23 protein-coding genes are annotated in these 22,666 nt (G+C 63.4%); 9 read left to right on the forward strand and 14 right to left on the reverse strand.

The window, feature by feature from the left end:
* Positions 1–17 precede the first annotated feature (17 nt).
* Positions 18–947, forward strand: a complete 930-nt coding sequence (locus tag AC5RTB_RS15455) for a hypothetical protein (RefSeq protein WP_494061934.1) — start codon at positions 18–20, stop codon at positions 945–947.
* Positions 948–1,369: 422 nt separating this feature from the next.
* Here AC5RTB_RS15455 and AC5RTB_RS15460 read toward each other — a convergent pair whose 3' ends face one another.
* Complete coding sequence (locus AC5RTB_RS15460) at positions 1,370–2,263, reverse strand: DUF2382 domain-containing protein (protein ID WP_494061935.1); 894 nt, start codon at positions 2,261–2,263, stop codon at positions 1,370–1,372.
* A 275-nt stretch (positions 2,264–2,538) separates the two neighbouring features.
* On the opposite strand from AC5RTB_RS15460, the gene AC5RTB_RS15465 reads away from it, so the two are divergent.
* Together AC5RTB_RS15465 and AC5RTB_RS15470 are read left to right on the forward strand one after the other, a co-directional pair.
* A complete protein-coding gene (locus AC5RTB_RS15465; RefSeq protein ID WP_494061936.1) occupies positions 2,539–2,799 on the forward strand; it encodes a hypothetical protein in 261 nt (86 codons plus the stop codon).
* Between the two features lie 99 nt (positions 2,800–2,898).
* Positions 2,899–3,282, forward strand: a complete 384-nt coding sequence (locus AC5RTB_RS15470) for a GNAT family N-acetyltransferase (protein ID WP_494061937.1) — start codon at positions 2,899–2,901, stop codon at positions 3,280–3,282.
* Between the two features lie 14 nt (positions 3,283–3,296).
* Here the strand turns inward: AC5RTB_RS15470 and AC5RTB_RS15475 are convergent, their stop codons facing one another.
* Together AC5RTB_RS15475 and AC5RTB_RS15480 are read right to left on the reverse strand one after the other, a co-directional pair.
* Entirely contained in the window at positions 3,297–5,510 is a 2,214-nt protein-coding gene (locus AC5RTB_RS15475) for an ATP-dependent DNA helicase RecG (RefSeq protein WP_494061938.1), read from the reverse strand.
* Positions 5,511–5,595: 85 nt separating this feature from the next.
* Positions 5,596–6,393, reverse strand: a complete 798-nt coding sequence (locus tag AC5RTB_RS15480) for a GAF and ANTAR domain-containing protein (RefSeq protein WP_494061939.1) — start codon at positions 6,391–6,393, stop codon at positions 5,596–5,598.
* Positions 6,394–6,581: 188 nt separating this feature from the next.
* Between AC5RTB_RS15480 and AC5RTB_RS15485 the strand changes: the two genes are divergently transcribed.
* Positions 6,582–7,043 carry a MarR family winged helix-turn-helix transcriptional regulator gene (locus AC5RTB_RS15485; RefSeq protein ID WP_494061940.1) on the forward strand — a complete coding sequence of 154 codons (462 nt, stop codon included), beginning with the start codon at positions 6,582–6,584 and terminating at the stop codon, positions 7,041–7,043.
* Here the strand turns inward: AC5RTB_RS15485 and AC5RTB_RS15490 are convergent.
* The 4 genes from AC5RTB_RS15490 to AC5RTB_RS15505 form a co-directional block, all read right to left on the reverse strand.
* Positions 7,040–8,266 (reverse strand): MFS transporter, encoded by a 1,227-nt coding sequence (locus AC5RTB_RS15490; RefSeq protein WP_494061941.1) that lies wholly within the window; start codon positions 8,264–8,266, stop codon positions 7,040–7,042. The two genes, AC5RTB_RS15485 and AC5RTB_RS15490, sit on opposite strands and share 4 nt — an antisense overlap.
* 135 nt (positions 8,267–8,401) lie before the next feature.
* Complete coding sequence (locus AC5RTB_RS15495; RefSeq protein WP_494061942.1) at positions 8,402–9,346, reverse strand: DAK2 domain-containing protein; 945 nt, start codon at positions 9,344–9,346, stop codon at positions 8,402–8,404.
* A gap of 22 nt (positions 9,347–9,368) precedes the next feature.
* Entirely contained in the window at positions 9,369–10,373 is a 1,005-nt protein-coding gene (gene thiL / locus AC5RTB_RS15500) for a thiamine-phosphate kinase (protein ID WP_494061943.1), read from the reverse strand.
* Positions 10,374–10,525: 152 nt separating this feature from the next.
* Positions 10,526–10,843 (reverse strand): DedA family protein, encoded by a 318-nt coding sequence (locus tag AC5RTB_RS15505; RefSeq protein WP_494061944.1) that lies wholly within the window; start codon positions 10,841–10,843, stop codon positions 10,526–10,528.
* A 197-nt stretch (positions 10,844–11,040) separates the two neighbouring features.
* On the opposite strand from AC5RTB_RS15505, the gene AC5RTB_RS15510 reads away from it, so the two are divergent.
* The 4 genes from AC5RTB_RS15510 to AC5RTB_RS15525 all read left to right on the forward strand — a co-directional run bounded on the left by AC5RTB_RS15510 (position 11,041) and on the right by AC5RTB_RS15525 (position 14,196).
* Positions 11,041–12,291, forward strand: coding sequence for an MFS transporter (locus tag AC5RTB_RS15510; protein ID WP_494061945.1), 1,251 nt, complete (start codon positions 11,041–11,043; stop codon positions 12,289–12,291).
* A gap of 42 nt (positions 12,292–12,333) precedes the next feature.
* A complete protein-coding gene (locus AC5RTB_RS15515) occupies positions 12,334–12,648 on the forward strand; it encodes an MmcQ/YjbR family DNA-binding protein (protein ID WP_494061946.1) in 315 nt (104 codons plus the stop codon).
* Between the two features lie 90 nt (positions 12,649–12,738).
* Positions 12,739–13,236, forward strand: a complete 498-nt coding sequence (locus AC5RTB_RS15520) for a DUF3515 domain-containing protein (protein WP_494061947.1) — start codon at positions 12,739–12,741, stop codon at positions 13,234–13,236.
* A gap of 36 nt (positions 13,237–13,272) precedes the next feature.
* A complete protein-coding gene (locus AC5RTB_RS15525; RefSeq protein WP_494061948.1) occupies positions 13,273–14,196 on the forward strand; it encodes an aldose 1-epimerase family protein in 924 nt (307 codons plus the stop codon).
* A gap of 12 nt (positions 14,197–14,208) precedes the next feature.
* Here AC5RTB_RS15525 and AC5RTB_RS15530 read toward each other — a convergent pair whose 3' ends face one another.
* The 7 genes from AC5RTB_RS15530 to leuC all read right to left on the reverse strand — a co-directional run bounded on the left by AC5RTB_RS15530 (position 14,209) and on the right by leuC (position 21,795).
* Positions 14,209–15,204, reverse strand: a complete 996-nt coding sequence (locus AC5RTB_RS15530; RefSeq protein ID WP_494061949.1) for a LacI family DNA-binding transcriptional regulator — start codon at positions 15,202–15,204, stop codon at positions 14,209–14,211.
* A 19-nt stretch (positions 15,205–15,223) separates the two neighbouring features.
* Positions 15,224–16,366: a D-alanine--D-alanine ligase family protein gene (locus tag AC5RTB_RS15535; RefSeq protein WP_494061986.1), complete on the reverse strand. Its 1,143-nt coding sequence runs from the start codon at positions 16,364–16,366 to the stop codon at positions 15,224–15,226.
* On the reverse strand, positions 16,354–17,379 hold the full coding sequence (locus tag AC5RTB_RS15540) for an NAD(P)H-dependent glycerol-3-phosphate dehydrogenase (protein ID WP_494061950.1): 1,026 nt from the start codon (positions 17,377–17,379) through the stop codon (positions 16,354–16,356). Before AC5RTB_RS15540 ends, AC5RTB_RS15535 begins: the two co-directional genes overlap by 13 nt.
* The gene (locus AC5RTB_RS15545) at positions 17,376–18,134 is read right to left on the reverse strand and encodes a lysophospholipid acyltransferase family protein (RefSeq protein ID WP_494061951.1); all 759 of its coding nucleotides are present in this window, start codon (positions 18,132–18,134) and stop codon (positions 17,376–17,378) included. The genes AC5RTB_RS15540 and AC5RTB_RS15545 overlap by 4 nt, the downstream gene beginning before the upstream one ends.
* 16 nt (positions 18,135–18,150) lie before the next feature.
* A complete protein-coding gene (murA, locus tag AC5RTB_RS15550; protein WP_494061952.1) occupies positions 18,151–19,494 on the reverse strand; it encodes a UDP-N-acetylglucosamine 1-carboxyvinyltransferase in 1,344 nt (447 codons plus the stop codon).
* A gap of 207 nt (positions 19,495–19,701) precedes the next feature.
* Entirely contained in the window at positions 19,702–20,301 is a 600-nt protein-coding gene (leuD, locus tag AC5RTB_RS15555; RefSeq protein WP_494061953.1) for a 3-isopropylmalate dehydratase small subunit, read from the reverse strand.
* Positions 20,302–20,322: 21 nt separating this feature from the next.
* The gene (leuC, locus tag AC5RTB_RS15560) at positions 20,323–21,795 is read right to left on the reverse strand and encodes a 3-isopropylmalate dehydratase large subunit (RefSeq protein ID WP_494061954.1); all 1,473 of its coding nucleotides are present in this window, start codon (positions 21,793–21,795) and stop codon (positions 20,323–20,325) included.
* 115 nt (positions 21,796–21,910) lie between these two features.
* On the opposite strand from leuC, the gene AC5RTB_RS15565 reads away from it, so the two are divergent.
* Positions 21,911–22,630 carry an IclR family transcriptional regulator gene (locus tag AC5RTB_RS15565; RefSeq protein ID WP_494061955.1) on the forward strand — a complete coding sequence of 240 codons (720 nt, stop codon included), beginning with the start codon at positions 21,911–21,913 and terminating at the stop codon, positions 22,628–22,630.
* The last annotated feature ends 36 nt before the right edge of the window (positions 22,631–22,666 follow it).

The raw sequence follows: 22,666 nt of genomic DNA on the forward strand, positions 1-22,666 counted from the left end.
CGAAAGTCAAAACACAGATGAATACTGGCTCCTGCCTGCTTACTGTAGGTGTCTCAGCACTTCTCGCCACAGGTACGGTTCTTACCGCTGCGCCGGCATCCGCCGCTCCCGGATCGGCCGAATGTGTCGCTGCGCAGAGCGCCCTGAAGACTCAGCTCGGCGTCGCATCCGTCGATATCAACCTGGCGAATCAACTCCGAGCTGCACTTGCTACCTTTGAATCGCTCGATGCCCAGCTAAAGCCGCTGTACGTTGAGGTAGAGCTAACGCTTCCGGAGGAGCTGGCTGCGCTGGACGCAGCGGACGCTGCTGCCTACGACGCTTGGATTGCAGAGCAAGCAGCACGAGCGGTGCTGACAGCAGCTCAGTCCACCGAAGCTACAGCGAGCTCCGACCTTGCTGCTGCCGGACAGGCAGTACTGGACGCCGATGGTGACGCTGCTGCAGTGGAAGCCGCTGAAGCTCAGCGTGAGCTGGCGCAAGAACGATACGACATCGCCGTCGCGGCTACCGCGAAGGCTCAGGTCGACGCAGATGCAGCGTTGAAAACTCTCGAAGCAGCTGATGAGGCGCTCGCTCAGGCCCACGAGGCGGTTGACGCAGCCTACGCAACTCCCGAGATTCTTGCGCTGGAAGCACAATATGCTGCAGCAATGGCTTCGTTTGAGGACGCCTTCACCCGTCTGGGGCTGACTGAGGGAACCGACCCTGAGCACCTCATCGCCCTCGCCGATGCTGCAGTTGCGGCGTGCTCGGCTCCCGCAGTGCAGACTCCTGTGGTTCGCGCGCCTGCCCCCCAGCAACAGCGTGGCTTGAACATCCAGACAGCAGCGCACGACACCGGTGCCACCGATCCGACGAACCTCGCCCTCCTGGCAGGTTTTGGTGCGGCAGCAGCAACGGGCGCCGCCGTCGTCGTGCGCCGGCGGAGCGCAGGACGGGCCTAACGCGATACATGTCCGCTACAGCGCGACGTTGCCCCTAGGAAGATGGACCTTCAGCACGAGCCGAATCGGCGCCGCTCCGAGTTCAGATGATTAAGCACGAACGGCTCAGGATCGCTCGAAGCTGATGGGGATGTCTCAAGCCACGCCCTGAAACCTTCGGGATTCCGCTGCTCAAGTTCCTCCAGGTAGAACCGCCGCTTCTGCGCCAGCTCTTCCAATTCCGCCTCAGATTTTGCACTGACAACGGCCAGGAAACTTATTCTCCATGCCCGGCATAGCTGCGCGGAGTTGAGATTTCGTATTCGGTCGGTGCGCTCCGGCGAGGGCTGGGCGCCCGGAAGCGAAACTTCCGGGCGCCCAATTCCGGCCCATCGGAGTACGCGGCGGGGCCAGCTTTCTTTCATTGCTGGATGCCGCCCCGATCAGAGTCCGCGGCGGGTGTCGTCCGTCCCGTCAGTCTCGACCTGCTCCTTGCGAACTTCCTCGCTGACGGTCTGCTCATCGGTGACGACCTCTTTGTCGAGGCGCACCCTCTCAACCGGCACAGCTTCCTTCTCGACCACGGGGCGCTCCTCGTGAAGCGTTACCTCGTGCTCCTCCTCGCTGATGGCCGGACCGTCGTAAGCAGCGTCGCGGTTTGCATCAGTGATCGGCTCGCGCTCGATCCGTACTTCCTCGCGCTGCACTGGAACGGTCTTCGTTACGTTCTCCGTCACCACGTACTTGCGCAGTCGGGCCCGTCCGGTTTCCCGGCTCTCCTTACCTACCCGCAAGCGCTCCTCGGACAGCGTCATGGCGTCATCCGTGCTAGGACCCGAGGTGTCGTGGCCCACGGTCCGGTCACCGCGGTCCGCGTCGTATGGATCCCGCTCACCCGTGTCGGCGATGCCCGGACGGGAATCACCCAGATCGTCAGTTCCGGTAGTGGTTCCGGAGTAGGTTCCGCGATCGGCTGCGTTGTAGGTGCCGCGATCGGCTGCGTCGTAGTCGCCGCCTGGCCGGCTCAGTGCGTAATGGCGGTAGAGTTCCTCTTCTTCCGCCTCGCTCAGGTTCTGGTCTGGATCGATCTTGGGAGCGTCCTTGACCTGGTCCTTGGTGTAGGCGATGCGGACGTCGTCGCCCTCCATCGAAGCACCCTGCAGCGGTGCGAAAGATTCAGAGGTGCCGAAGAGCCCGGTCTTCACAGTGACCCAGCTCGGCTCTCCCGTTTGGTCGTCCACGTAGACCTGGCCCGCGGATCCGACCTTAGTTCCGTCCTGGTCGACAACGTTGCCATTGCCGTCAAGGATGCGGTCGATATGTTCCTGCGTAATCATGGTATCTCCTTGAGATTGATAGCAGAGGACTTCTTCCGAAGTATCCGGTGCCACAAGCGTAGGCACACCCGAAGCCAAATTGGAAGTATGCTTATTAGTTTCTTGGAAACAAGCGTCGAACCAGCCTCCGCATACCCTATGGACTACGGATGGATGACACGCTGACGGGAGCATGTGAACCGGTCCCGGGGTTGCCACGCGATGAGAGCCGACTAGACTGGCAACAGGTTCAGCAGCGAGCCACAGTAAGAACTACTTGTGGGAGTGCCACCACTATGGACGCTCAGTCGCGCTCAATCCTAGAACCTCACCAATCCTCGCCCTATAGTTTTTCCGTTGACCCTCCTCCACTAGCCGAGTTCGACGACGACTTCCCGACGGACCTTTCCACCACCCCGGAATCCCGTCTCTTTCAACTGTGCGACACCCTGTTCCTTGAACTCGATTCAGAGACGCCGGATCTTCGCGCCATGGAACGCTACCAAACGGTCTGCGACGAGCTCACACTTCGCCAGATCAGCTCCGGCGTTGCCTGATAAGGCCAAACACTTTGTCAGCCTACTGATTGTCGCTATAGTTGTTTGTACGGTTCAGCAGCGAGCCTCATCAGCCTCATTTTGACTGTGGGAGTTCTCATGGACCTGCGTTCCACAAACGCCTCTTCAACCAACTTGCGCACGGCCGTTCGGGACAATATGAAGTTGAGCCGTTTCGAACTGTACGTTGACGGCGACAATGTCGGCCATCTCCAATACGAGGCGCGACAAGGCCAGATCTGGCTGCTGCACACAACCATCGAACAGCGCTTCAGGCGGTCACGCATGGATAACTACTTCATTGGGAACGTGCTGGAAAACCTCCATAGGAGGCGGCTTGCAGTGATGCCGTTCTGCCCCGCCGTACGCGGGTATCTCGCAGGGCATCCCGAATGGGCACCGTTGATACCGGCCTCAGAGCGGTCCCGTTTCCGCCTTCCTACCGCCAGCAAATCACGGAAAACAACGTCCCGCGCTTCCTGACGGGGACTACCCCTTTACCCGCGTTCCAGGAAGGCTTCCTTCTCGGCGTTCAGGTAGAGGTCCAGTGCCTCTTCGAGCTCGGGGTGCTCCGCGAGGGTGGGGTCGGCATCGACGAGTTCCTGCGCGTCCGTCCGTGCTTTCTCGATTACTCCGGCATGCTGGACGACTTTGAGGAAGCGGAGAGCCGACCTCCCGCCGGACTGGGAGGCACCCAGGATGTCGCCTTCCCTGCGCAACTCAAGGTCCTTCTGGGATAACTCAAATCCGTCGGACGTAGACGCAACTGCATCGAGCCGCTCCCTGCTGGGGTGCTCCGGTTCCAGTTGGGTCACCAACAGGCACGTGCCGGGGTGTCCCCCACGGCCGATGCGACCGCGCAGCTGGTGCAGCTGCGAGATGCCGAACCGGTCTGCGTCCATGATCACCATGAGTGTGGCATTGGGAACGTCCACCCCCACTTCTATAACGGTGGTGGAGATCAGGAGGCTGACAGTTCCGTCATTGAATTCTGCCATGGTTGCCGCTTTCTCGGCCGGGTCCAGCCGTCCGTGCAGCAGTCCCATGCTCACACCTTCCAGAGCGGGAACGTCCGAGAGGGACTCGAACAGCTCCACGACAGACGTCAGCTCCTGCCGCGGTGCCGATGGCCCCTCGTACAGCTCCAGCGCGTCTGCGCTGTCTGCTTCCATCTGAGAGTCGCCGATCTTGGGACACACGACATAGACCTGCCGGCCGGCGTTGATCTCTTCCCTTGCCCGCGCCCATGCGCGGTCGATCCAACGGGGATTCTCAGAGAGCCCCACCACGTGGGTGGTAATCGGAGCACGGCCGGCAGGCAGTTCCGTCAGCGTGGAGACGTCCAGGTCGCCGAACACCGTCATGGCGACGGTCCGGGGTATCGGCGTGGCCGTCATGACCAGCATGTGGGGTGCCGCGGCCGCTTTTGCCCGGAGGGCGTCCCTCTGCTCAACACCGAAGCGGTGCTGTTCATCCACCACAATCAGTCCGAGGTCGAAGAACTGGACGTTCTCGGACAGGAGTGCATGGGTTCCGATCACAACGCCCGCATCACCGGAAGCGGCGGCAAGCAGCGCCTCGCGTCTCTGTGCTGTCGACATGGAGCCGGTCAACAGCACCACCCGGGTGCCGTCCTCCGCACCCCCAAGCATGCCTCCCTCGGCCAGCGGGCCCAACGTCCGCGTGATGGATTGATAGTGCTGCGCGGCCAGCACTTCTGTCGGCGCCAGAAGCGCCGCCTGCCCTCCGGCGTCAATGACCTGGAGCATGGCCCTGAGCGCCACGAGTGTCTTGCCCGATCCCACCTCTCCCTGGAGCAATCGGTTCATGGGGTGCGCTGCAGCAAGATCCGCAGCCAGCTGCTCCCCTATCTCCCGCTGGCCGGCGGTAAGGGCGAACGGGAGCGAAGCTTCGAACTGCTCGCGCAGGCCACCCCGGCGCTGTGGGCGCGACGTAGCTTCCTCTGCGAGCACCTCCGCCCGCCGTCGTGCAAGTGCCGTCTGCAAGACCAGGGCTTCCTGGTAGCGAAAGCGGTGCTGGGCACGGTAGGCATCCTCCACCTCGTTTGGGCGGTGGATCATCTCGTATGCCTGCGTGATGTTCATGAGCCGGTCGCGGCGCGCGATGTGCGCGGGAATGGGATCGTTCAGTTGCGAGTGGACGAGGCCGTCGAGGAGCTGATAGACGCATTTCTTGATTGTTTCGCTGCTGATCTGTTCGGTTGCCGGATAAACAGGAACCGGTCTCAGGTGCTCATCCACCCCGGCTTCTCCTTCGTTCAGGAGGGAGAACCGGGGGTTGGTGAGAGTGAGCTGCCCACGGTAGCTGCCCGTCTTACCGGAGAAGATAGCGCGGGTGCCGACCGTGAGCTGCCGCTCAGCCGCGAAACTATTGAAGAACGTGAGGTGCATGGTGCCGAGTCGTCCGGCGTCGTCACCGGTAATCACGACGTCCAGCAGCTTGCCCTTCCGTGTGCGCATACGCCGGGAGTTGGCGGACTGGACACGCGCTATCAGGGTGACTTCTTCGTCAAGCGGAACGTCAGTCAGCGCAGTCAGTTCCCCCGCGGCAAGGTAGGTTCGAGGAAAATGGTTGAGCAATTGACCGACTGTGTGAATCCCCAGGCTGTCCTGGAGCGCCTTTAGCGACTTGGTACTGCCCAGTTTCAGGTGCAAGGGTGTGGCAAGCTCGGGCGTGCGCCTGTTGTCCATATACCTTCCTGAAACAGCCCTCCTGCGCGTTGCAGGAACCATCGTGATGACAGTGCGAGCTTAGCGGAGGCCTCTGACGATGTTGCTAGTCCTCGTAATGGGTCGCGGGGGAAGAACCGGAGACCCGCTGGACGATTTCCGACGCGATGACCCGCAACTTGACGTTGCGCGTGCTCGAGGCACGCTGCAGGATTTGGAACGCCTCGACCTGTGAGCACCGATTCTGAGCCATCACAATGCCAACAGCCACGTCGATATCCGTACGCGATTCCATGGCGCGGCTGCGGTTGTCGGCTTCCTCGCTGTAGTGCGACATCCGAAGCGCAAGCTGCAGTCCCTTCGACGCCTGCCGTGCATACGACTCGGCGAAGTCGATTTCATTATCCCTGAAGGACTGTGGGCGGTACGAGTACAGGTTCATCGCGGCCTGCGCACCCGGCCCAATCGTGAAGGGGGCCGAAAGAATCGAGCGGAGACCATGTTCGGAGACCGCCCCCGCGTAGTCGGGCCACCTTTCGTCCGTGCGGAAGTCTTCCACCACGATGGTGCGCTGCTCCCTGGCTGCAGTGAGACACGGACCTTCCTTGAAGGCGTACTGCAACTCGTCCATGGCTTTCGCCTTGTCGGTGTTGTACGCCACAGTTGCGGCACGACGACGGCGCAGCAAAGTGATGCCGCAAAGGATGTCTTCCCCGTTCCGGCTCACGCTGCGGGCTGAAAGCTCCGCCAGTTCGTTGAGGAATTCCTGCATGTCAGAGGTGGACAGAACGAGATCCTGCATCTCCTCAAGGAACGACCGCCGAGCACCCGCAACGGACAGTTCCGCTTCAGGACCGGGTGCGCAGATCTCCTCGTCAGCCTCAAAGGAGACGGATTCGCCCACGGTTCCATCCTTTCAATGGTTCAAACGTCAACTTTCATCGCATAGGATACTTCACTAAGCGCGCTTCTTAATTCAGGGAAATTCCTACCGTCCGTGGGATGGCGCCGCCGGTGCCGTACCACCGGGTCTAGTTCGAGTGTGCAGCACTACCCCGGTGCGCACCTCTTTCGGGGTTAGAAGGTTGAGGCATGGATACTTCGCACTGGTCAACGAGCCGTCTGCTGAGCACAGCGGCCAGGCTGAATGAAAACCGCGACAATGAGCGGCTGCGCAGCCTCGGCGTGACCCATTCCGGCGTGACCATCCTGAAGGTGCTAGCCACCGTCGGGTCGATGAGCCAGGTGAAGTTGGCTCAGACCGTCCGGGTCCAGGCTCAAACCGTAGGTAAGGCCCTGGAGCGACTGGAAGCCCGCGAACTGATCACCCGTTGCAAGAGCAAAGCCGACCGACGCGTGACGTTCGTTACCCTCACCCCAGCAGGCCTGGCTCTCCTTGACCAGGTGCAGCAGGGTGAAGGGGTGCCTCTCGGAGGCGGGGGCTATCTGGAGGAAGACCTGCGTGTGGCGCTTATCAGCGTCATCAATGCCACCCGTGACAATCTCCTCGCCCGCGGAGTTACTCCGGAGCCGGAGTTGGCCGTTTCCGCCTAGGGTGCTCCGGCGCTGACTGCCGCCTCACGGCTGATCACCCTCTCCCTTCCTGCAAGCACGCCCATCAGCGCGAGTACGGCCATGATGCCCGCCGTGACAATGAGCGGAAGCGTCCAGTCTCCGCTCACATCACGCAGCGCGCCGAACATCACGGGGCCGGCCGCTCCCAAGCCATACCCGACAGACTGGGCCATACCGGACAGGGCAGCGGCCTGCGGGTAGTTCACGGTTCGAAGGCTGAACAGGGACAGTGCGATCACGATGAGACTGCCGCAGCCGACCGCGCCCAACAGCACCCACAACAGCGTGAAGGCCGGCGCAACCGCGAGCCCGAGGAAGGTAACGAACGTCAACGCGCTGCTCGTGAACGACACAAGGCGCTGATCCGACCCCCGATTCAGTATGCCGCCGGTCGCAAGGCTCGCGAACACGCTGACGAGCAGGAAAACGGACAGATGCAGACCCGCTGTCGTCGCTGACACTCCTCGGCTCTGCTCGATGGTAGGCAGCCATGCCATCAGGACGTAGAACGCGATCGACTGCAGCCCCATGAAAAGCGTCACCTGCCAGCCCAAGGCCGATCCCCACGGCGACCGGTAGGCAGCGGGCGGCGTGACAGCGTGCGCGGTGCCAGACGCGTGGCGCCGCACCCACGGCAGCAGGACCGCCATGGCGATCAGTGCCAGTCCCACCCAGATACCAAGGGCCAGCCGCCATCCTGCCGGCGAAGTCTGCGCTACCGGTACGACGACGGCGGCCCCGATCGCGGCGAAAGCGGCCTGTGTTGCGGTGTAGCTTCCGGTGATTTGACTCACCTTCGTCGGAAAGTCCCGTTTCACCAGAGATGGCAGGAGGACGTTGAGGAACGCAATCGCAAGACCGATCAGGGCGGTACCTACCCAGATGAAGCCTGGGACGGGCAGTGATCGGAGCACGATTCCGGAAGCGAGGATCAGCAGGGAAATCCATAGCGCCCGGTCGAGCCCCAGACGGGAAGCGAATGCGGGCGCTATGGGCGAGAAAACTGCGAAGGCGATGAGCGGCAGGCCTGTGAGCAGACCTGCCGCGGCGCTGGATAGTTCGAGATCGCTGCTGATGTTGGCGAGGACGGGCCCAACGCTGACAAAGGAAACGCGCAGGTTGACCGCAATGAGAAGGACGCCGATGAAGGCGAATCCGAACCGGGCAGTTCGTTCCGGCGCGTTTCGGGTGACAGCGGGCATCGTGCGTTCTTCCGTCCTTCAGAGCAAGAGGAGCGCTTCGCCGCGCATCCGCTTCCACCCTAGCGCCGGGTACGCGTCGAAGCGGCCCGTAACGCAGGACCTGCAATCAGGGGCGTGCCGCTTCTGCCCGTCGCTTCAGTGAGGGTCCTGAGGCGCGACCGCGCCCGCTCCTGCGAGCTGCGTAATCGCGATGTGGCTGGGCTCGCCGGCTTCCTCGATGAATTTCAGGGCCAACGCGGCCTCAGGAACGTGAACGTGCACGCGCCAACGGTAGCCTTCCTCGACTTCCGTCACGGCGCTCATGATCACGGAATCACCGACCTCGTCCAGGTGCAGGCGCAGGGTCGCGGCATCGAGGGGGCTGAGATTGATGGTGCACATCACTTCGACGCCCTCAGCGGGCATGCTGCTGTGGATATGCGGTGCCTGGACGTCGTAACCGTGCAGGCCGTCGAGCAGCTCATCCTGCAGCTCTTCACCCAATGAGGCTGCTCGCAGCGCGTCCATGATGAGGAGGAACCCCACTCCCCCGGCATCCACGACTTGGGCTTCGGTGAGCGCGCCGAGCTGACTTTCGGTGTTCACGACGGCTTCGAGTGCGGCTTCCACGGCGCCCTGCAGCGTCATGGCGAGCGCGTGGTTGCTGTCATCACCCTGGTTCGACTGGTCTACTGTGGCTGCACCGATGGCTGCTGCCTCGAGGACAGAGAGCATTGTGCCGGGAACCGGGTCGCTGAGCGCAGACCAGCTGCGGATTTGTGCGCGGTTGAGCGCGGTTGCGAGCAATGGCCCGGACAGTCGGGAAGCGCCGTGCAGAGGCTCAGCTATCGCAGCCAGGAAGACGGCGAAAAGAGTGCCCGAATTGCCGCGGGCATCCTCCATGGCAGCCTGACCTGCGATTTTCAGCAGTTCGCCCAGATCATGTGTTTCAACGTCAGCAACGGCCTGTGCAGCCGCTCTGGCCGTCAAGTAGAGGTTGGTGCCGGTGTCACCGTCGGCCACTGGGAAGATATTGATGGCATTCAGCCGGTCGCTGTGATTGCCGAGAGATTCTTCAGCTTTGCTTAACCATCGCTTCATCGCTGTCGCGTTTGCGGTGATTTTAGTCTGCAAAGTGATCCCATCCCACGTTGGCTGGAGACTGTGACCCGACGGTCACTTCGGCAAGTCCGGCCTCTATCGAGCCTACCGCAGCGAACCCTGCCAGCGGCATAACGTTTGGGTTAACCGTGGCCAGCAGCCCGTGGTCCTCTCCGCCGCCCAGAACCCATTCCAGCGGGTCCCTGGCCAGCAGATCAGCGGCCGGTGTGAGCGGTCCGGCAAGGCGTCGGAGAACTGCGGGATCGAAGTCGATCCGCACTGAACTGGCGGAGGCGAGGCGCTGGGCGTCCCGCACGAGGCCGTCGGAAATATCCATCATTGCCGTTGCTCCGGCGACGGCCGCGGCGGGGCCCGAATGCAGCGGCGGACACGGCCTGCACTGGGAGCCGACCAATTCCCGAAGTTCAGCTCCCAGCGAACTGTAATCATGGGCTGATTCCAGCAGGGCCAACCCGGCCGCTGCGCGCCCGACCGTTCCAGCGAGGACGACGACATCCCCCGGCCGCGCTCCGGAACGGGCCACCGGCAGCCGCCCATCCAGCGAACCGGTAACGGCAGCCGTAACTGAAATTTCGGCCCCCCGTCCCAGGTCACCGCCGACCACGGCGCAGGTCGAGGCACCAAGTTCACGAATCGCTGCGGTGAGACCATCCGCGAGATCCTCAACCCAGGAGACCGCTGTGCCTCCCGGCAGCGTGAGGCTGACCACCAGACTGGTGGGGCGGCCTCCCATGGCGTTGATGTCACTGAGATTCTGGGCCGCAGCCTTCCATCCGACGTCGAACCCCGTGGTTCTGTATCCGTTGGGCCACTGCAGCCGGAAGTCCATGTCCTGGACCTGGGTGTCGATGGAAACCACCACCCTGCCGTCCGGAGCGGCCACCATGGCGGCGTCGTCACCGGGTCCGAGGAGTACGCCTGCAGATTCGCCGGGGCCTCCCCTGAGGCGTGGCAGGATACGCTCCAGCAGGGCAGACTCGCTCAACTGGGCAACGGTGAGTGGCATGGTTCCACCGTACTTGTCGGATAGGACATTCCAGTGACGCCTGTGGAGAGGCGATCGGTGTGCGAACGGACCGCTGCGGTACTAGCCAGCCGGGCGCCGTCGTGCCCGCCGCACGATAAGCCAGACAACCAGCATCCCGAGAGCCGCGTAGATCATGATGTCGAAGTACCGGGAGTACTGGTCGACCAGGTGGTACTGCGTTCCGAGAAAGTAGCCCAGGCACCGGCATAGCTTCCAAGGGTCGCCAGGGCCAGTGCAAGTGCGGCATTCATGCCGCCCTGTTGTGACAGGAACCCTGCCAGCGGCAGCGCGACTTCACTGGGAATGGGAGGAAATACCGTCTCAAGGAGTATCAGGAAACCGACGCCGACTTCACCGAGTGCGCTCATGACATCGCTGATGAGTCCGGTAAGGCCCGACTTTTCCTGGGTTGGACCGCCGTTACCGGCTCCCGCGTCCGGAAGCAACATTCCTTAGACGTCTCCCTCGCGCATGGTGACGTCATCCGGCCGATGCGGCGCGTCCTCGAAGTAATCACGCGTGGTCAAACCGATCGTCCCCACCGATAGTCAGTTTGCCCATGGTACTCACTGCGGTTCGGAACACTTCCGCCGACACCCGCAGCGGCGCCCTTGAGTTTCCCCAATCGCTGTGGGACTGTTCACACATGGCAAGCGACTCCACTGAAGTCAATGATCGGGTCCGGGCGCCGCTCGGCGCTTCCTACTGGAAACTCTGGACTTCATCCGGTCTCTCCAACCTTGCCGACGGCGTCTTCAAGATCGCGCTGCCCCTGCTCGCGATTCAGTTCACCCAGTCGCCCACCCTGATCGCGGGACTGTCCTTCGTCGCTACGCTTCCATGGCTGCTCTTCGCGTTGACTGCCGGCGCGCTGGCGGACCGGCTGGACCGCCGCCGGCTCATGCTGATAGCCAACCTTACCCGCGCCGCATTGCCCGCCCTGCTCATCGGAGTCATCCTCCTTGATCTCGGGTCCATCTGGGCGCTTTACGTCACGGCACTCCTGGTGGGAGTTGCTGAAACCCTCTACGACACATCCGCGCAGTCGATCATGCCCCAACTGGTCCATCGGGATCAGCTCTCACGGGCGAACGGACGGCTCTACGCCGTCGAGCTCACCACCAACCAATTCATTGGCCCTCCGCTGGGTGGACTGCTTGTGGCAGCCGGACTCATCGGCGGATTCGCTGTTCCCGCTGCGTTGTGGCTCGCCGCCGTCGGCGCGCTGTTCCTGGTGCGTGGGAGCTTCCGGATCGAACGCGAAGAAAAAACCACGCTGCGGTACGACATAGCCGAAGGCCTGCGGTTCCTCTGGAACCAGAAGATCCTGCGAACGCTCGCAATAATGACGGGAACGTTCAATTTTGCGTCGAGTGCAGCCTTTGCGCTCTTCGTCCTGTTCGCCGTCGGCCCGTCGTCGGCGATGCAGCTTTCCGAAGTGGGTTTCGGAGTGCTCCTCACCACCTCCGCACTCGGCGCGTTCCTTGGCTCCTTCATCTCGGAATGGGCGGAACGGAAGCTGGGAAGGTCCAGGTCCCTCGCCCTGACGATCCTTGGCGGTTCGTTTTTCGTCGGAGCGCCCGCGCTCACCGACAATCCCTACATCCTTGGTTTCGTATTCTTCATCGGTGGCATGCTGGTCATGCTCTGGAACGTCATCACCGTATCCCTGAGGCAACGTATTACGCCGAACCGGCTGCTGGGACGCGTGAACAGCGCATACCGCCTGCTCGCGTGGGGCACCATGCCGCTAGGCGCCATAGCCGGCGGCCTTCTTGCGCAGTGGCTGGGGCTGCAGGCGATGTTCGGCATCATGGGCGTTCTCACACTCGCCCTGCTGACCCTGATGCCGGTCCTCACAGACCGGGCGATAGACGCGGCCGACGTCGAATCCTGACTTCTCCTGGCCTGCCGCCTCTCAGCGGTGGGAAAGTAGGACATGGTCACCGAAACTGACGTGCGGCGAATCTGCCTCTCTCTGCCGGACGTAGTGGAACGACCGAGTTGGGGCCAGCCCGCCTGGTTCGCTAAGACCCTGATGGCGCGAATGTGGGAACCAGGCGTCCTGACCGTGAAAACGCACGAGCGGGATGCTCTCGCGGGCTCCGACCCGGAGACCTACTTCTGGACGCCACATCACGAGAGGTCGCCACAATTGGTCCTCGTACGGCTGCCCCGGGTCCAGGTGGAGGAGCTCAACGAGCTGCTCGAGGATGCGTTCCTGCTCGCCGGTGGCCGGCTGACGCGGGGATAGGCGCTCGCCCGTTGCGGCTGAGGCGACTGGCACATCCTCGCCATGTCCACCTGGAACGGTGCCGCCGCAGCGCCCGCTAGGCTTGAATCCATGCCTTTGAAACTGCACGCCTTCCTCAGCGCCTCCGGCTCAGGTGTGTTGCTCGTAGCGTCGCTCAGTGCCTGCTCTCCCATCGTCGATGTTGATGCGGCTCCCGATGCAGTCAATCCTGCATGTGCCAACGTCATGGTCGCTTTGCCGAAACAAGTCGCGGGAAACGACTTGCGGGAAACGAACAGCCAGGCCACGGCAGCGTGGGGTGACCCGTCGCAGGTTGTCCTCAGGTGCGGAGTCGAGGTTCCCGGGCCCACTACCGACGCATGCGCATCGGTGAACGACGTCGACTGGATCATTCAGGAATCCACCGAGACGGACATCTGGACGGCCGTAACCTACGGCCGCGACCCTGCCGTGGAGGTTCTTTTCGACCCCAACCAGGTCGCTTCCAGCACAGTCCTGGTCGATCTCGGCGGTGCCGTCTCGCAGGTCGAGCAGTCGGAACAGTGTTTGAGTCTGAACGACACGGTGGACCTGCCCACGGACAGCTAGCGCCGCCGTCGCTCTCAGGTTCTACACTTGGGTTCGATGAAAACTACCGATTCCACCCCCCTGTCCGGTACCCAGTACACCCTCCAGCACGGTCCTTACACGGCGTCGATTGCCAGCGTGGGAGCAACCCTGCGCTACCTCCGCCATGACGGCCGGGACCTCGTTGTGCCCTACGATGCCGAGGAAATCCGCCCGTCCTTCCGCGGCGCCGTGCTGGTGCCCTGGCCGAACCGTGTGGTGGACGGCAAGTATTCCTTCAACGGTGAGTCGCATCAGCTCGCGCTGACGGAGCCGCAGCGCTCCCACGCCATCCACGGACTGCTCGGCTGGGTGGACTGGACGCTGGTCGAGCAGTTCCCTGCGTCGGTCCGTTTGGCGGCATCGGTTATCCCGCAGAAGGGCTACCCGTTCCGGCTCGAGGTTGAGGTGCTTTACACGCTGGACGACGGTGGCCTCACGACCAAGATCGCCGCCGCGAATCCCGGACCCTCCGCAGCGCCCTACGGCGCATCGGCGCACCCCTACCTTGTCGCGGGCGAAGGACTCGTGGATGACTGGACGCTGCAGGTCCCCGCGTCAACGGTCCTGCAGGTGACCGAAGACCGGCTGATCCCGACAGAGCTGATGTCAGTGGCGTCGTCCCACTTCGACTTCCGCGAGCCGCGTCCCATCGGGGACACCTTCGTTGACCACGCCTACACGGACATCACGTACGACGACGGCGCCGCCACCGTTTCGGTGCACGCAGCCGACGGCCGCGGTGCAGCCATCACCTTCGACGAGTCATGCACCTGGGTACAGATCCACACCGCTGACAAGCCGAACCCGGCGGTGTCGCGGCTGGGCCTTGCCGCCGAACCCATGACGTGTCCGCCGGACGCATTCAACTCCGGCACCGACCTGATTGTCCTGGAGCCGGGAGAGAGCCATTCAGTGGGGTGGCGCATTCACGCACTGTAGCCCCCGACGGAGTCAGTTGCGGCGTGAGCAGAGCCCGGTGGAGCCGCGGACCAGAAACTCGGGACGGAAAGAGACCGAGGCGGGGACGTCGTCATTTATGACCGACTCAATCGCGGCCGCCACAATGGCAGACTCATCCCAGCCGAAGGTGGTGAGCGCGGGACTGACGAGCGTGGCCAACTCGCTGTCATCGAACCCCATGATCGAGACATCCTCGGGGATGGACAGGCCGAGGGACCGGGAGGCCCGGTAGGCACCAAAAGCGAGCGAGTCGCTCAGGCACAGCAGCGCCGTCGGACGCTCGGGCCCGGCGAGAAGCACTGTTGTCGCCTCTGCTGCCCCAGCTACCGACGACGTCGACGGCGCAACAGCAACGCTCAGTCCCTTGTCCGCGCCGAGTTTTTCCACCAGCAGCTGCGCGGGGCGCCCGGGCGTGGACGGCAGCGACGGTGCCAGCAGTCCGATCGATTGATGCCCCAATTCGGCGAGGTGATTCAGTGCAGTGCTGATCCCGAACTCGTTGTCGAAGAGGACAGTACGGGCAACCGGGCGGTGAAGCAGCGCGTCGCCGACCGACACCAACCGGATCCGTTCCGGAACCTCGGCCCAGTACAGGGCGGACGGGTCCACAGGAAGCACTATTGCGGCGTCCACCCGGCGGGTAGCGAGCGTCCGCAACGCGTTATGCTCACGTTCCGGCGACGTGTCCACGTCCGCTATGGCCGAGAACATGCCCTGATCGTGCAGAGCTTCCGAAAGCATCACCGCGAGACCCTGCCGCCAGAGATCTCCCAGGGATCCGATGATCGCCACGTTGCCGCTCCGGCCGCCCGCGAGGGCCCGCGCTACGGGATCCGCTGTCCATCCCATCTCCTTTGCGATGGCCTGGACCCGGGCGACCGTCTTCTCTGACCCACGAAGTCCACGCAGCGCGTAGGACGTGGCTGCTTTGGAGAGGCCCGCCGCCTCGGCAATGTCCCGCAGGGTTGTCCGCTTCGGCTCTGTCATCACCTGGTGCCTGCCGCGCCTAGCGCAGGCCCGTCCTGCGTTCCAGCGCCAACTCGATGAGTTCGTCGATCAGCTCTGTGTAGGTCAGCCCCGACTTGGCCCACATTTGCGGATACATACTGATGGGTGTGAACCCCGGCATGGTGTTGATCTCGTTGATGATGAGCTCGCCGGCAGGGGTGTAGAAGAAGTCGACCCGCGAGAGCCCTTCCGTACCGAGGGAGTCAAAAGCGCGGGCAGCGAGCTCCCGAACCTGGTCCGTGACATCGGGCGGGAGGTCGGCGGGGCAGCTCAGCTCAGCCGCGGAACCGTCAACGTACTTCGCCTCGAAGTCATACCACTCGTGCTCGCCGGGCTGGACCGCAATTTCTCCGGGCAGGCTGGTCCGTGGCGCTTCCGTGCCGTGGCCCTGCAATACGGCGACCTCGATCTCACGCCCAACGATTCCGGCTTCAACGATCACCTTCGGGTCGAATGCCCGGGCGGTTTCCACAGCGGCCTCGAGCTCCGCCGTTGAGGTAGCCCGGGAGATGCCCATGGACGATCCGGCGCGGGCGGGCTTGACGAATACGGGGAAGCCCAGCTTCGCGGCCCGGTCAAGGCATGCTGAGCGGTCGCGGGCCCAATCCCGGTCTGTGATGACCTCGTACGGTCCTACGGTGAGCCCGGCGGCCGCGAACACCACCTTCATGTAGTGCTTGTCCATCCCGACTGCGGAGGCGAGCACGCCCGCACCGACGTAGCGCACGTCGGCCATCTCGAGCATGCCCTGCAGGGTGCCGTCCTCACCGAAGGGACCGTGCAGCAGCGGGAGTACGACGTCCACCGCGCCAAGGCTCCGGGGCAATTGCTCGGAGGCGGTCGCAACGAGTTCCTGCGCCGTTTCGCCGTCGGATGCAGTTGCCAGTACCACCGACTCCGATGACACAGGGACTTCGGGAAGCACCGAGGAGCGCAGCGACCATTGGGAGGGGTCGGAGGAAACCAGTGACCACTGGCCGTTCTTCGCGATCCCCACCGGAACGACGTCGTACTTGTTCCGGTCAATTGCATCCAACACTCCCGCAGCGGTCACGCAGCTGACGGCATGTTCGCTGGAACGCCCGCCGAAAAGCACGAGGACGCGGGGCTTCGCAGATGAGGTCACAGTTAGCCTTCGGATTTCAGTTCGCGGGCCAGCAGGCGCGGGCCGAGGTCATGTACGGACAGGTTTCCCTGAAGTACGGCAACAACACTATCCGTTATCGGCATATAGACATTGAGTTGGCGCGCGAGGTCGGCCACAGCCTGTGCGGATTTGATGCCCTCGGCGGTCTGGTTCATGTGGGCTGTGACCTCGTCCAGGGTGAGTCCCTGCCCCAGCAGCCTGCCCGCGGTGTGGTTGCGCGAGAGCGATGAGGAACACGTGGCGATTAGGTCCCCCATGCCCGCCAGCCCTGACATGGTTTCAGGTTCGCCTCCCAGCGCAACGGCCAGGCGTGTTGTCTCGGTAAGTCCGCGCGTGATGACAGAGGCCTTGGTGTTGTCACCCATCTGCTTGCCCTCGCAGATACCGACAGCCAGGGCAATCACGTTCTTCACAATGCCGCCGATTTCCACCCCGACCACATCGGTGTTGGTGTAGGGGCGGAAGTACGTGGCGGTACAGGCCGCGGCAACCCACGTGGCTACCTCGGCGTCCGGGCAGGCCACCACGGAGGCGGTCGGCTCACGGCGTGCGATCTCCATGGCGAGGTTCGGGCCGGAGACGACAGCTATGCGGTCCGCGGGCAGGCCGAGCTCCTGGGCCAGTACCTGGCTCATGCGGTCATCCGTGCCGACTTCCAGGCCCTTCATGAGCGAAACGACGACGACGTCCGGTGAGATCAGGGGTTTCCATGCTGAAAGCTGGGACCGGAGGGACTGTGCGGGAACGGCAATAACCACAAGCTCGACGCCTTCAAGAACCGCAGCGACGTCGGTGGAGCACTGAATATTGTCCGGCAGCACCGTGTCCGCGAGGTAGCGGCTGTTGGTGTGACGGGTATTGATTTCATCAGCGATTTCCTGACGGCGCGCCCACAGCCGCACCTGGGTGCCGTGACGCGCACCCGCGTCCGCGAGCACCTTCGCGAAGGTGGTCCCCCAGCTGCCGGCCCCCAGGACGGCGACGACGGCGGGTGGCCGACGCGTCACTGACCCTCACCCGCGGGGGACTCGAAGTTCCGGCCCGTCTGCTTCTGCTTTCGTGCGGTGGGGTCCCATCGCTCCGCAGGCGGCGTTTCGCCGCGTAGCTCGGCAACGAGCTCTGTAAGCGCGTCCATGATGCGGGTGGTCGCTGCGTCCAGCGTGGTGCGCGTGATGGGGCCGCCCCGGAAGTCAGACAGGTCTACCGGCTTCCCGACGAGGACGCGGGATGTCTTGCGCGGGAACAGGTAAAGGCGCTTCGCGTACCGCGGGAGCACCTCCTGCGCACCCCAGTGCGCAATGGGCACAACCGGCGCGCCGGTCTGCAGGGCCAGCCGCGCGGCTCCCGTCCGGCCCTTCATGGGCCACATATCCGGGTCACGGGTCAGCGTGCCCTCGGGATAAATGATGATTCCGCCGCCGTCCTCGATCGCCTCCTTGGCGACATCGAGCGAATGGTTCGCGCCCGCCGTCGTGCGTTCCACCGGCACCTGCAGTGTGGCACGCAGCACTGTGCCCATCACGGGGACCTTGAATAGCGAGGCCTTCGCGAGAAAGTGTGGCATCACCTTGTTGTTGTAAAGGAAGTGCGCGATCACAATTGGGTCGATCTCGGTGACGTGGTTGGGGCAGACGATGAAGCCGGTGTCGCGCGGAAGGTTCTCGGCTCCGCTCCATTTCTTGGCCATCAGGGCATTCATGAGCGGCCGGATGAAAGCCGCGAGAACCGCGAACGTGGCGCGGGACGAGACGGGTTCAGTCATGCTGATGCGGCCGCGCTTAGCGGCCGGTTCCCGGCTCTGAGGAATCTGAGATGTCGAAGTCCGCGCCGAGTCCCTCAAGCTTGCCCTGGAACCGCTCGTAGCCTCGGTTGATCAGCTCGATGCCGGTGACCCGGGACGTTCCGTTCGCTGCCAGTGCGGCGATGAGATGGCTGAAGCCACCCCGCAGGTCCGGCACGTCGATATCGGTTCCGTGCAGCTGCACCGGACCGGAGATCACCGCGGAGTGCAGGAAGTTCCGCTGACCGAAACGGCACGGAACGCTGCCGAGGCATTCACGGTGCACCTGGATGTTGGCGCCCATGCGTACCAGCGCGTCGGTGAAGCCGAACCGGTTCTCATACACGGTCTCGTGCACGATCGATACGCCTTCAGCCTGGGTGAGCGCAACCACCAGCGGCTGCTGCCAGTCGGTCATGAACCCCGGGTGGACGTCCGTCTCCAGCACCAACGGCGAAAGTTTCCCGCCCGGGTGATAGAAGCGGATGCCGTCGTCGTTCACATCGAACGCCCCGCCGATCTTGCGGTAGGTGTTCAGGAAAGCGGTGAGGTCCAGCTGGCGGGCACCCTCGACGTAGATATCGCCACGGGTCACAAGCGCAGCAGACGCCCACGAAGCCGTCTCATTGCGGTCAGGAATGGCCTTGTGGTTGAAGCCACTCAGCTCATCCACGCCCTCGATGCGGATGGTGCGGTCCGTCTGCACTGTGATGATGGCGCCCATCTTCTGCAGCACAGCGATGAGATCCATGATCTCCGGCTCGACAGCGGCGCCGCTCAGTTCGGTGATGCCCTCGGCACGGGTAGCCGTCAGCAGCACCTGCTCGGTGGCGCCGACACTCGGGTACGGGAGTTCCAGCTTGGCGCCGTGAAGGCCCTTCGGAGCGGAGATGGAAATACCGCCCGGGCGCTTGTCGACGACGGCGCCGAAGTTTCGCAACACCTGCAGGTGGTAATCAATGGGGCGGTCGCCGATCTTGCATCCGCCCAGATCGGGGATGAAAGCCTCCCCGATGCTGTGCATGAGAGGGCCGCAGAAAAGAATGGGGATTCGGGAATCGCCGGCGTGGGCGTCGATATCCTTGGATGCCGCCATCATGGCGTTGGCAGGATCCATGGTGAGATCACCCGTCACCGGATCCTTGGCCACCTCTACGCCGTGCAGCTTCAGAAGGCTGGTTACGACGTCGACGTCCTTGATTTCAGGGACGTTCCTCAGCACCGACGGTGCACTTCCCAGCAGCGCCGCAACCATTGCTTTCGGCACCAGGTTCTTGGCGCCGCGGACGGTCACCTTGCCTGCAAGAGGGACACCACCACGGATTGTCAGAACGCTACCCATGAACACCTATTTTCCTTCAACGTGTAAGCCCCAACAGCAGAAAAGACCCGTGCTAAGCATAGGAGCTACTGTTAGCAGACTGAAATACCGACGGCCCGCGAGCGGGATCGTGTTGGGATCGTTGTGATCCCACCAGGTAGTTCAAACGGCCGGGTTCAGCCCTAAATTCCGGTGCAGTGAGTGATCTTCCTTGCACTGGTGCGGAGTTCAGGTGCGGACAGGCAGCGTCTTGGGCTTGAAGCTCGGCCGTTCGGACTCGAAGGCAGTGATGTCCTCTTCGTGCCGGAGGGTCAGCCCGATGTCATCGAGCCCCTCCAGAAGGCGCCAGCGGGTGTAGTCATCGATCTGGAACGGAGCAACAATGGAGCCGCAGGTGACCAGGCGCGACTCAAGATCGACGGTGATCTCGGTGCCCGGGTGGTTCTCGAGCTCTTTCCAGATCAGCTCGATGTCATCCTGAGCAACCTGGGCCGCCACAAGCCCCTGCTTCCCGGAGTTACCCCGGAAGATGTCCGCGAACCGGGAGGAAATCACCGCCCTGAAGCCGAAGTCCTTCAGGGCCCAGACCGCGTGCTCACGGGAGGAGCCTGTGCCGAAATCAGGTCCCGCAACCAGCACGGATCCGCGGTTGAACGGCTCCCTGTTCAGGATGAAGTTTTCGTCCTTCCGCCAGGCGGAGAACAGCGCGTCTTCGAATCCGGTGCGCGTAATCCGCTTCAGGTAGACGGCGGGGATGATCTGGTCGGTATCCACGTTGCTCTGCCGCAGTGGAACGCCGATCCCTGTGTGCGTGGTGATCTTTTCCATGGTGTTCTCCTCTTGCCCGAATCAGGCAGCGTGGCTCGTGGAGCCGTTCTCAGCGGGCAGCGCAGCGGCTGGCGGTACGGGGTCCAGGTCCGAGGGCGAGCTCAGGGTTCCGCGAACGGCGGTGGCTGCGGCAACGACCGGAGAGACGAGGTGCGTGCGCCCTCCCTTGCCCTGCCGGCCTTCGAAGTTGCGGTTCGACGTCGACGCGCACCGCTCCCCCGGCGCCAGCTGGTCCGGGTTCATGCCCAGGCACATCGAGCAGCCGGCGAAGCGCCATTCGGCGCCGAAGTCCTTGAAGACCTTGTCGAGACCCTCAGCTTCGGCTTCGAGGCGCACACGGGCGGAGCCCGGAACCACCATCATGCGGATTTTCGGGTCTTTCTGCCGGCCGCGGATGATGTCCGCCGCCAGGCGCAGGTCCTCGACCCGGCTGTTGGTGCACGAGCCCAGGAAGACGGTGTCAACCCGGATGTCCTTCATCGGCGTGCCGGCTTCCAGCGCCATGTAGTCAAGCGCACGCTGGCACGCAGCCTTCTCATTCTCATCGGCGAAATCGTCCGGCGAAGGGATGGACTGACTGAGCGACACGCCCTGCCCGGGGTTGGTTCCCCAGGTGACAAAGGGCTCCAGCTCATTGGCGTCCAGGAAGACCTCGGCGTCGAACGTAGCGTCGTCGTCGGTACGCAGGGTGCGCCAGTTCTCGACGGCGGCGTCCCAATCCGCGCCCTGCGGCGCGTGCGGGCGGCCCTTGAGGAATTCGAACGTGGTCTCATCCGGCGCGACCATGCCGGCACGGGCACCGGCTTCGATCGACATGTTGCAGATGGTCATGCGTGCGTCCATGGACAGTGCGCGGATGGCGGAGCCGCGGTATTCCAGCACGTAGCCCTGCCCGCCGCCGGTACCGATCTTGGCAATGACGGCGAGGATGATGTCCTTCGAGGTGACGCCCGGCTTCAGTGTCCCCTCGACATTGATTGCCATGGTCTTGAACGGATTCAGCGGGAGTGTCTGGGTAGCCATGACATGCTCGACCTCGGACGTACCGATGCCCATCGCGAGCGCTCCGAAAGCACCGTGCGTGGAGGTGTGTGAGTCTCCGCACACGACCGTGAGGCCGGGCTGCGTGAGGCCGAGTTGCGGACCGATGATGTGCACGATGCCCTGCTGCGCGTCGCCCAGCGAGTGCAGCCGCACTCCGAACTCCTTGCAGTTGGCCCGCAGGGTTTCAATCTGCGTCCGGCTGGTGGGATCGGCTATGGGACGGTCGATATCGATCGTCGGAGTGTTGTGGTCTTCCGTGGCGATCGTGAGATCGGGCCGCCGCAGTTTGCGGCCGGCCAGCCGGAGGCCTTCGAACGCCTGCGGCGACGTGACCTCGTGGACGAGGTGCAGGTCGATGTAGAGCAGATCGGGCTCGGCCTGGCCGTTTACGACCTCACCCTTGCGCACAATATGCGATTCCCAGACTTTCTCTGCGAGCGTCTTGCCCATGGCCGGTTCCTCCGCGTGCCTTCGATCAGATCTTTTAATAACTGAAGCAGGAGCGCGGCGATCCGCGCTAGTCCAGATACTTGCGTCTCAGATAATGAGACGGCAATATCAGTCTATGGACAATTCTAGTGGTGTCGGCGTGATTGATAAAGCAGCACTCGTTCTCGACGCATTGGAGGCCGGACCGACCACGCTCGCCCAGCTGGTTACCTCAACGGGGCTCGCTCGCCCAACCGTGCACAGGCTTGCCCTCGCACTCGTCCACCATCGCTTGGTCAGCCGGGATATCCAGGGCCGCTTTGTGCTGGGGAGCCGCCTTGTGGAGCTTGCCTCTGCCGCCGGCGAGGACCGCCTGATCGCGTCCGCCGGCCCCGTCCTGCTCCAGCTACGAGATGCGACCGGAGAAAGTGCCCAGCTCTTCAGGCGTCAGGGCGATGCGCGCGTCTGCGTCGCCTCCGCTGAACGCCCGATCGGTCTCCGCGACACCATCCCTGTCGGCACACAGTTGTCCATGAGGGCAGGATCGGCCGCGCAGTGCCTGCTTGCCTGGGAAGACCATGACCGGCTGCTCAAGGGTCTTCAGAACGCCCGCTTCACTCCCACGGTGCTTGCCGGAGTACGACGGCGCGGCTGGGCACAGAGTCTCGGCGAACGTGAAGCCGGGGTCGCCTCGGTCTCGGCTCCGGTGCGCGGGCCCTCCGGGCGTGTAATTGCGGCGGTCTCAATCTCCGGACCCATCGAGCGCCTCACTCGCCAGCCCGGCAGGATTCATGCCGAGGTAGTGGTGAGCGCTGCCCTGCAACTGACCAACGCGATCAGCAAATCAGCCGAATAGCAGGTCTTGACCTGCGCTGCCCAATAGGCTGGCTCC

The sequence above is a fragment of the Arthrobacter sp. M71 S08 genome (assembly GCF_059089725.1).

Excerpts from the sequence above, each read along its gene's own strand:
- AC5RTB_RS15525 (WP_494061948.1), top strand. The coding sequence starts at position 13,273 with ATGAAAACTACCGATTCCACCCCCCTGTCCGGTACCCAGTACACCCTC.
- AC5RTB_RS15565 (WP_494061955.1), top strand. The coding sequence starts at position 21,911 with ATGGACAATTCTAGTGGTGTCGGCGTGATTGATAAAGCAGCACTCGTT.
- AC5RTB_RS15515 (WP_494061946.1), top strand. The coding sequence starts at position 12,334 with ATGGTCACCGAAACTGACGTGCGGCGAATCTGCCTCTCTCTGCCGGAC.
- thiL (WP_494061943.1), bottom strand. The coding sequence starts at position 10,373 with ATGCCACTCACCGTTGCCCAGTTGAGCGAGTCTGCCCTGCTGGAGCGT.
- AC5RTB_RS15545 (WP_494061951.1), bottom strand. The coding sequence starts at position 18,134 with ATGACTGAACCCGTCTCGTCCCGCGCCACGTTCGCGGTTCTCGCGGCT.
- AC5RTB_RS15490 (WP_494061941.1), bottom strand. The coding sequence starts at position 8,266 with ATGCCCGCTGTCACCCGAAACGCGCCGGAACGAACTGCCCGGTTCGGA.
- AC5RTB_RS15495 (WP_494061942.1), bottom strand. The coding sequence starts at position 9,346 with ATGAAGCGATGGTTAAGCAAAGCTGAAGAATCTCTCGGCAATCACAGC.
- leuD (WP_494061953.1), bottom strand. The coding sequence starts at position 20,301 with ATGGAAAAGATCACCACGCACACAGGGATCGGCGTTCCACTGCGGCAG.
- leuC (WP_494061954.1), bottom strand. The coding sequence starts at position 21,795 with ATGGGCAAGACGCTCGCAGAGAAAGTCTGGGAATCGCATATTGTGCGC.
- AC5RTB_RS15485 (WP_494061940.1), top strand. The coding sequence starts at position 6,582 with ATGGATACTTCGCACTGGTCAACGAGCCGTCTGCTGAGCACAGCGGCC.
- AC5RTB_RS15455 (WP_494061934.1), top strand. The coding sequence starts at position 18 with ATGAATACTGGCTCCTGCCTGCTTACTGTAGGTGTCTCAGCACTTCTC.
- AC5RTB_RS15520 (WP_494061947.1), top strand. The coding sequence starts at position 12,739 with ATGCCTTTGAAACTGCACGCCTTCCTCAGCGCCTCCGGCTCAGGTGTG.
- AC5RTB_RS15530 (WP_494061949.1), bottom strand. The coding sequence starts at position 15,204 with ATGACAGAGCCGAAGCGGACAACCCTGCGGGACATTGCCGAGGCGGCG.
- AC5RTB_RS15465 (WP_494061936.1), top strand. The coding sequence starts at position 2,539 with ATGGACGCTCAGTCGCGCTCAATCCTAGAACCTCACCAATCCTCGCCC.
- AC5RTB_RS15510 (WP_494061945.1), top strand. The coding sequence starts at position 11,041 with ATGGCAAGCGACTCCACTGAAGTCAATGATCGGGTCCGGGCGCCGCTC.
- AC5RTB_RS15505 (WP_494061944.1), bottom strand. The coding sequence starts at position 10,843 with ATGTTGCTTCCGGACGCGGGAGCCGGTAACGGCGGTCCAACCCAGGAA.
- AC5RTB_RS15460 (WP_494061935.1), bottom strand. The coding sequence starts at position 2,263 with ATGATTACGCAGGAACATATCGACCGCATCCTTGACGGCAATGGCAAC.
- AC5RTB_RS15470 (WP_494061937.1), top strand. The coding sequence starts at position 2,899 with ATGGACCTGCGTTCCACAAACGCCTCTTCAACCAACTTGCGCACGGCC.
- AC5RTB_RS15475 (WP_494061938.1), bottom strand. The coding sequence starts at position 5,510 with ATGGACAACAGGCGCACGCCCGAGCTTGCCACACCCTTGCACCTGAAA.
- murA (WP_494061952.1), bottom strand. The coding sequence starts at position 19,494 with ATGGGTAGCGTTCTGACAATCCGTGGTGGTGTCCCTCTTGCAGGCAAG.